Raw genomic sequence first — 7,466 nt, forward strand, 5'->3', positions numbered from 1 at the left:
CTCGCCGCACCGGGCGAACACCCGAGTACAACCAGTACGCGGGTGTCCGCCCGGCACGCCGAGAGCACGCACCGGACGCCGCAGGGCCCGCCCTTCGGGCGGACGACGGGACTTTGCGGACACCCCCCAGCGCCTGAAGTGTGCGGTCCTCCACGCGCACGGCCCGCTCAGTCCGCCGGCGGCAGCTCACCCGAGCCCCGCGTGATCAGCCGGGTCGGCAGCTCGATGCGCTCGGGCCTGAGCAGCGAGCCGTCCAGCTGCCGGAACAGCCGCTCCGCCGCCGTACGGCCGAGCGCTGCTGCGTCCTGCGCGACGACGGTGACTCCCGGCTGCAGCAGATCGGCGAGCTCGATGTCGTCGAAGCCGACCAGCGCGACCGGCCGGGACCGCTCGGCCAGCACCCGGATCACCGTGACCGTCACGCGGTTGTTGCCCGTGAAGATCGCGGTGACCGGATCCGGTCCGGCCAGCATCTCCTCGGCCGCCCGGCGCACCCGCCCGGGGTCGGTGACGCCCAGCGACATCCAGGAGTCCTCGACCGGTATGCCCGCGTCCTCCATCGCCGCCCGGTAGCCGCGCAGCCGCTCGGCCGCGGTGTGGATGCGGGGCATGTCCCCGATGAAGCCGATTCTGCGGTGGCCGTGCGCGATGAGGTGGGCCACACCGTCGCGGGCGCCCCCGAAGTTGTCCGAGAGGACGACGTCCGCGTCGATCTTCCCGGCCGGCCGGTCCACGAACACGGTGGCCACGCCCGCCTTGAGCTCCGGCTCCAGATACCGGTGGTCGTCGCCGGCGGGGATCACCACGAGCCCGTCGACCCGGCGGGCGCACAGCGCGAGCACCAGCTCCTGCTCGCGGTCCGGGTCCTCCGCGCTGGAGCCGTTGATCAGCAGCGCACCGTGCGCGCGGGCCACCTCCTCCACCGCCCGGCTCAGCGGTCCGTAGAACGGGTCCGCGAGATCCTCCAGGACCAGCCCGATGCTGGCGGTACGGCCCTTGCGTAGCACCCGCGCGCTGTCGTTGCGCCGGAAGCCGAGGGCGTCGATGGCCTCCTGGACCCGGCGCTCCGTCTCCGGGGTGACGCCGGGCTCGCCGTTGACGACCCGCGAGACCGTCTTGAGTCCGACGCCCGCGCGGGCGGCCACGTCCTTCATGGTCGGCCGGTTGCCGTAACGGGTCCCTGGGAGGCGGTCGGTGCGGCGGGGCGTCTCCGGCACGATGAGCTGTCCTGTCCTGTCGTCCACGGGGATGCGTAGGTCCATGGGGTTGTATGAGGATGTGGCGTCGAGCATAGAGCCTGGACAACGTTGTCAGAGCAAGAGACACTGTTCACCGCACACTCCGGCCCGCGCGACACGGCGACACCGGGCCGCGGTTTGCCCCATGTGTTCCTGCTGGTCACATAAGGCGTTTCCGGCGTTTTTCTCATGGTTGACGGGGAGATCCGACACTGATGCACACCGACCTCGTGGCTGCGCTCGACATCGGCGGCACCAAGATCGCCGGCGCACTGGTGGACGGCCGGGGCCGGATCCTCGTCCGCGCCCAGCGGTCGACGCCGGCCCGGGAGGACGGTGAGACCGTGATGCGGGCGGTCGAGGCCGTGCTCGGCGAGCTCACCGCCTCCCCGCTGTGGGAGAACGCCACCGCCGTCGGCATCGGCAGCGCGGGGCCGGTGGACGCGTCCGCGGGCACGGTGAGCCCGGTCAACGTGCCCGGCTGGCGCGACTACCCGCTCGTCGCCCGGGTGCGGGCGGCCACCGGGGGCCTGCCCGTCGAGCTCATCGGCGACGGGGTGGCCATCACCGCGGCCGAACACTGGCAGGGCGCCGCCCGCGGCCACGACAACGCGCTGTGCATGGTCGTCTCGACCGGGGTCGGCGGCGGACTCGTCCTCAACGGCAGACTCCACCCCGGGCCGACCGGCAACGCGGGCCACATCGGGCACATCAGCGTCGACCTCGACGGCGACCCCTGCCCGTGCGGCTCGCGCGGCTGCGTGGAGCGCATAGCGAGCGGCCCCAACATCGCCCGCCGCGCGTTCGAAGGCGGCTGGCGGCCCGGTCCCGACGGTGACACCTCCGCCGCCGCGGTGGCCGTCGCCGAGGCACCGGCGAAGGCGTACAACCCCCTGTTCATCTACGGGGAGTCGGGGCTCGGCAAAACGCATCTGCTGCACGCCATCGGGCACTACGCGCGCAGCCTCTACCCGGGCACGCGCGTGCGCTACGTCAGCTCGGAGGAGTTCACCAACGAGTTCATCAACTCCATCCGCGACGGCAAGGGCGACAGCTTCCGCAAGCGCTACCGCGAGATGGACATCCTGCTCGTCGACGACATCCAGTTCCTCGCGGACAAGGAGTCGACGCAGGAGGAGTTCTTCCACACCTTCAACACGCTCCACAACGCCAACAAGCAGATCGTGCTCTCCAGCGACCGGCCGCCCAAGCAGCTGGTGACGCTGGAGGACCGGCTGCGGAACCGTTTCGAGTGGGGCCTGATCACCGACGTCCAGCCGCCCGAACTGGAGACGCGCATCGCGATCCTGCGCAAGAAGGCGGTGCAGGAGCAGCTCAACGCCCCGCCGGAGGTACTGGAGTTCATCGCCTCCCGCATCTCGCGGAACATCCGGGAGCTGGAGGGCGCGCTGATCCGGGTGACGGCGTTCGCGTCGCTCAACCGGCAGCCGGTGGACCTGGGCCTGACGGAGATCGTCCTGAAGGACCTGATCCCCGGCGGCGACGACGCGACGCCCGAGATCACCTCCACGGCCATCATGAGCGCGACCGCCGACTACTTCGGGCTCACCGTCGAGGACCTGTGCGGCAGCTCGCGCGGCCGCCAGCTCGTCACGGCCCGCCAGATCGCCATGTACCTGTGCCGGGAGCTGACGGATCTGTCGCTGCCGAAGATCGGTGCGCTGTTCGGCGGCCGCGACCACACCACGGTGATGCACGCCGACCGGAAGATCCGCAATCTGATGGCCGAGCGGCGCTCCATCTACAACCAGGTCACCGAGCTCACCAACCGCATCAAGGCCGGCTGACGGCACCGGACCAACAAGGGCGCCCCCCGGATCCGCTCCCGGGGGGCGCCCTTCGTCGTTCCGCCGTCGGCTGCCGCTCTCCGCGCCCTCGCCCGCCGGTCTCCCGCTGTTCGATTAACTGCCTGGTTACGGCCTCTCTCCACAGATTCGGTGACTTTTTCCCGTCCACATCCTGGGGACCGCGAAGTTGTCCCGATCTTGTCCACAGGAGACCCTGTTGAGGAACCATCAGCCCAGATCAGCCGGTTGTGGATTCGTGGACAGAAGATCTCCACAGCCTGTGGACGACGCGTTGATCCACAGGCTGTGCACGGAGTTGTCCACGGGCAACCCACAGGCTGGGGTCCGTTGTCCCCAGAGTGCACCGGGTTCTCCACATCGCTGTCCACTGTTCGGCAACCCGGCGCGCCTCCTCACCGCGTCGAGTGAAAGGCGTCACATCATGTTGCCGAAGGGGGCTGTGGGAAAGACTGCCGAAACTGGGGACGACGCTGGGGAGAACTCGCCCCTCCCTGTGCACGGGATGTGCAGAACTTTCCGTTCTCCACAGAGGCACCGAGTTGTCCACGGCCTCCACCCACAGGCCCGGTGGACAAAATTCGCCTGCTGACCTGGGCAAACGAGGTTATCCACGGTATCCACAGGCCCTACTACTACTCCCGACTAGAGAGAGCGAGGAATTCGTTTCGAAGCGGGACCTGTGCACAACTCGCCCTCTCGACCCCGTCTGCCACTCGTCACGACTTGACCCCGAGGGGCACCTACTGTCAGTGCGGTGCGTCAGACTGGTCCCCGGTGTCCTTCCCCTCACAGAGGCCCACGACACCGAGTCAGACGACGAAGCCGAAGCAGGGCGAGAAGCGCCGGCAACAGCAGGAGGCGGCAACAGTGAAGATCCGGGTGGAACGCGACGTACTCGCGGAGGCAGTGGCCTGGGCGGCTCGCAGCCTCCCGGCCCGTCCGCCGGCGCCTGTCCTCGCCGGCCTTCTGCTGAAGGCGGAGGACGGCCAGCTGAGCCTGTCCAGCTTCGACTACGAGGTCTCCGCGCGGGTGTCCGTCGAGGCCGAGGTCGAGGAGGAGGGCACGGTGCTGGTCTCGGGCCGCCTGCTCGCCGACATCTCGCGCGCCCTCCCCAACCGCCCGGTGGAGATTTCCACAGACGGTGTACGGGCGACGGTGGTCTGCGGCTCCTCCCGGTTCACACTCCACACCCTGCCTGTGGAGGAGTACCCGGCCCTGCCGCAGATGCCGAACGCGACGGGCACGGTCCCGGGCGAGGTCTTCTCCTCCGCGGTCCAGCAGGTCGCCATCGCGGCAGGCCGCGACGACACGCTGCCGGTGCTGACCGGTGTGCGCATCGAGATCGAGGGCGACACGGTGACGCTGGCGTCCACCGACCGCTACCGCTTCGCGGTCCGCGAGTTCCTGTGGAAGCCGGAGAACCCGGATGCCTCCGCGGTCGCCCTGGTGCCCGCCAAGACGCTCCTGGACACCGCCAAGGCGCTGACCAGCGGCGACCAGGTGACCCTTGCGCTGTCCGGCTCGGGCGCGGGCGAGGGCCTGATCGGTTTCGAGGGCGCCGGCCGCCGGACGACGACCCGTCTGCTGGAGGGCGACCTCCCGAAGTACCGCACGCTGTTCCCGACCGAGTTCAACAGCGTCGCCGTGATCGAGACCGCCCCCTTCGTGGAGGCCGTCAAGCGTGTGGCGCTGGTCGCCGAGCGCAACACCCCGGTGCGGCTGAGCTTCGAGCAGGGTGTGCTCATCCTGGAGGCCGGTTCCAGCGACGACGCACAGGCTGTGGAAAGGGTGGACGCCCAGCTGGAGGGCGACGACATCTCGATCGCCTTCAACCCGACCTTCCTGCTGGACGGCCTGAGCGCCATCGACTCGCCGGTGGCCCAGCTGTCGTTCACCACGTCGACGAAGCCGGCGCTGCTCAGCGGCCGCCCGGCGGTGGACGCGGAGGCGGACGAGGCCTACAAGTACCTGATCATGCCGGTGCGGCTCAGCGGCTGAGTGCATCCGGGACAAAGCCCCAGGTGAGGGCGTGCGTATGAGCGCGTATGCCCACAGATGTGCGCGGGCGTCCGGGTTTAGGCTCGGACTTCGGCACCCAAGTGCCGTCATGCCACGTCGCACACCTAAGGAACACAACTGATGGAGCTCGGTCTCGTCGGCCTCGGCAAGATGGGCGGCAACATGCGCGAGCGGATCCGCCGCGCGGGCCACACCGTCCACGGATACGACCGCAACCCGGACCTCGCCGATGTCCACAGCCTGCAGGAGCTTGTGGACAAGCTCGCGGCCCCGCGGGTGGTGTGGGTGATGGTCCCGGCCGGCGAGCCCACCCAGTCCACCATCGACGAGCTCGCCGAGCTGCTGGAGCCCGGCGACGTCGTCGTGGACGGCGGCAACTCCCGCTGGACGGACGACGAGAAGCACGCCGAGGAGCTGGCGGCCAAGGGCATAGGTTTCGTCGACTGCGGTGTCTCCGGCGGCGTCTGGGGCCTGGAGAACGGCTACGCGCTGATGTACGGCGGCGACAAGGAGAACGTCGCCAAGGTGCAGCCGATCTTCGACGCGCTCAAGCCGGAGGGCGACTTCGGCTCGGTGCACGCCGGCAAGGTGGGCGCGGGCCACTTCGCGAAGATGGTCCACAACGGCATCGAGTACGCGATGATGCAGGCCTACGCCGAGGGCTGGGAGCTGCTGGAGAAGGTCGACTCCGTGACCGACGTCCGGGAGGTCTTCCGCTCCTGGCAGGAGGGGACGGTCATCCGTTCCTGGCTGCTGGACCTCGCGGTGAACGCCCTCGACGAGGACGAGCACCTGGACGGGCTGCGGGGTTATGCACAGGACTCCGGTGAGGGACGCTGGACTGTGGAGGCCGCGATCGACAACGCGGTCCCGCTGCCGGCGATCACGGCCTCGCTGTTCGCGCGGTTCGCCTCGCGGCAGGAGGACTCGCCGCAGATGAAGATGATCGCTGCCCTGCGGAACCAGTTCGGCGGCCACGCGGTCGAGAAGAAGTAAGCCAGCCTGGAAGAAGCAAGTAAGCGTCACCTCGCGGTGACGAAGCAAGCAGCCACCTAGAAGCACCGGGGAGGTCGGCGAACGACCATGCACGTCACGCATCTGTCGCTGGCCGACTTCCGCTCGTATCCCCGGGTCGAGGTCCCGCTCGACCCGGGGGTGACGGCGTTCGTCGGCCCGAACGGGCAGGGCAAGACGAACCTGGTCGAGGCGGTCGGCTATCTCGCCACGCTCGGCAGTCACCGGGTCTCCTCGGACGCCCCGCTGGTCCGCATGGGCGCCGACCGGGCGATCATCCGGGCGCAGGTGCGCCAGGGCGAGCGGCAGCAGCTTCTCGAGCTCGAGCTGAACCCGGGCAGGGCCAACCGGGCCCGTATCAACAGGTCGTCGCAGGTCAGGCCGCGCGACATCCTCGGCATCGTGCGCACGGTCCTGTTCGCGCCCGAGGACCTCGCCCTGGTCAAGGGGGATCCAGGTGAGCGACGCCGTTTCCTGGACGAGCTGATCACCGCCCGCTCCCCGCGCATGGCGGGCGTCCGATCCGACTACGAGCGCGTGCTCAAGCAGCGCAACACCCTGCTGAAGTCGGCCGCGCTGGCCCGCCGGCACGGCGGCCGCACCATGGACCTGTCCACCCTCGACGTCTGGGACCAGCATCTCGCGCGCGCGGGTGCCGAGCTGCTCGCCCAGCGCCTGGACCTGATCGCCGCGGTGCAGCCGCTGGCCGACAAGGCGTACGAGCAGCTGGCGCCCGGCGGCGGACCGGTCGCCCTGGAGTACAAGGCGTCCGCGCCGGGCGAGGCGCACACGCGTGAGGACCTGTACGAGCAGCTGCTCGCCGCGCTCGCCGAGTCCCGCAAGCAGGAGATCGAGCGGGGCGTCACCCTCGTCGGCCCGCACCGGGACGACCTGCTGCTCAAGCTCGGCCAGATGCCTGCCAAGGGCTACGCCTCCCACGGCGAGTCCTGGTCGTACGCCTTGGCGCTGCGCCTGGCCTCCTACGACCTGCTGCGCGCCGAGGGCAACGAGCCGGTGCTGGTGCTCGACGACGTCTTCGCCGAGCTGGACACCCGCCGCCGTGAGCGCCTGGCCGAGCTGGTCGCGCCCGGTGAGCAGGTCCTGGTGACGGCGGCCGTCGACGACGACGTCCCCCATGTGCTGTCGGGGACGCGATTCGTCGTGGCGGAGGGGACGGTGGAGCGCGCATGAGCGACCCCGAGACGACACCCCCGGACACCCCGGACACCCCTGGCAAGCCCCCCGAGCCCTCCGGTGTCGACCTCGCGCGCGTGGCGCTGCGCGCGGCGCGGGAGGCGGCACGCGCGCGTGGGGACGTGGCGCAGCAGAAGAAGCAGGCGCGGCGCGGCGGCGGCCTGCGCTCCGG

The 7,466-nt window shown here is 70.0% G+C and carries 4 protein-coding genes and 3 pseudogenes; 6 read left to right on the top strand and 1 reads right to left on the bottom strand.

Annotated elements, in window-relative coordinates:
• Positions 1-167 precede the first annotated feature (167 nt).
• Positions 168-1,262, bottom strand: a complete 1,095-nt coding sequence (locus tag N4P33_RS30045; RefSeq protein ID WP_260830099.1) for a LacI family DNA-binding transcriptional regulator — start codon at positions 1,260-1,262, stop codon at positions 168-170.
• 191 nt (positions 1,263-1,453) lie between these two features.
• Between N4P33_RS30045 and N4P33_RS30050 the strand changes: the two are divergent.
• From N4P33_RS30050 to N4P33_RS30075, 6 genes and pseudogenes are all read left to right on the top strand, one after another.
• A pseudogene (locus N4P33_RS30050) lies at positions 1,454-1,981 on the top strand (ROK family protein); the annotation flags it as partial.
• 102 nt (positions 1,982-2,083) lie between these two features.
• Positions 2,084-3,046 (top strand): annotated as a pseudogene (gene dnaA, locus N4P33_RS30055) (chromosomal replication initiator protein DnaA); the annotation flags it as partial.
• An 888-nt stretch (positions 3,047-3,934) separates the two neighbouring features.
• Entirely contained in the window at positions 3,935-5,065 is a 1,131-nt protein-coding gene (dnaN, locus tag N4P33_RS30060; protein ID WP_260830100.1) for a DNA polymerase III subunit beta, read from the top strand.
• Between the two features lie 141 nt (positions 5,066-5,206).
• The gene (gene gnd / locus N4P33_RS30065) at positions 5,207-6,082 is read left to right on the top strand and encodes a phosphogluconate dehydrogenase (NAD(+)-dependent, decarboxylating) (RefSeq protein WP_260830101.1); all 876 of its coding nucleotides are present in this window, start codon (positions 5,207-5,209) and stop codon (positions 6,080-6,082) included.
• Positions 6,083-6,169: 87 nt separating this feature from the next.
• Positions 6,170-7,291: a DNA replication/repair protein RecF gene (recF, locus tag N4P33_RS30070; RefSeq protein ID WP_260830102.1), complete on the top strand. Its 1,122-nt coding sequence runs from the start codon at positions 6,170-6,172 to the stop codon at positions 7,289-7,291.
• Positions 7,288-7,466: pseudogene (locus N4P33_RS30075) on the top strand (DUF721 domain-containing protein); the annotation flags it as partial. The gene recF and the pseudogene N4P33_RS30075, both read left to right, overlap by 4 nt.

This window comes from Streptomyces sp. 15-116A, assembly GCF_025290915.1.
Taxonomy (GTDB): domain Bacteria; phylum Actinomycetota; class Actinomycetes; order Streptomycetales; family Streptomycetaceae; genus Streptomyces.

Bases quoted from the DNA above. Each gene is read 5' to 3' on its own strand.
- recF (WP_260830102.1), top strand. From the start codon at position 6,170: ATGCACGTCACGCATCTGTCGCTGGCCGACTTCCGCTCGTATCCCCGG.
- N4P33_RS30045 (WP_260830099.1), bottom strand. From the start codon at position 1,262: ATGGACCTACGCATCCCCGTGGACGACAGGACAGGACAGCTCATCGTG.
- gnd (WP_260830101.1), top strand. From the start codon at position 5,207: ATGGAGCTCGGTCTCGTCGGCCTCGGCAAGATGGGCGGCAACATGCGC.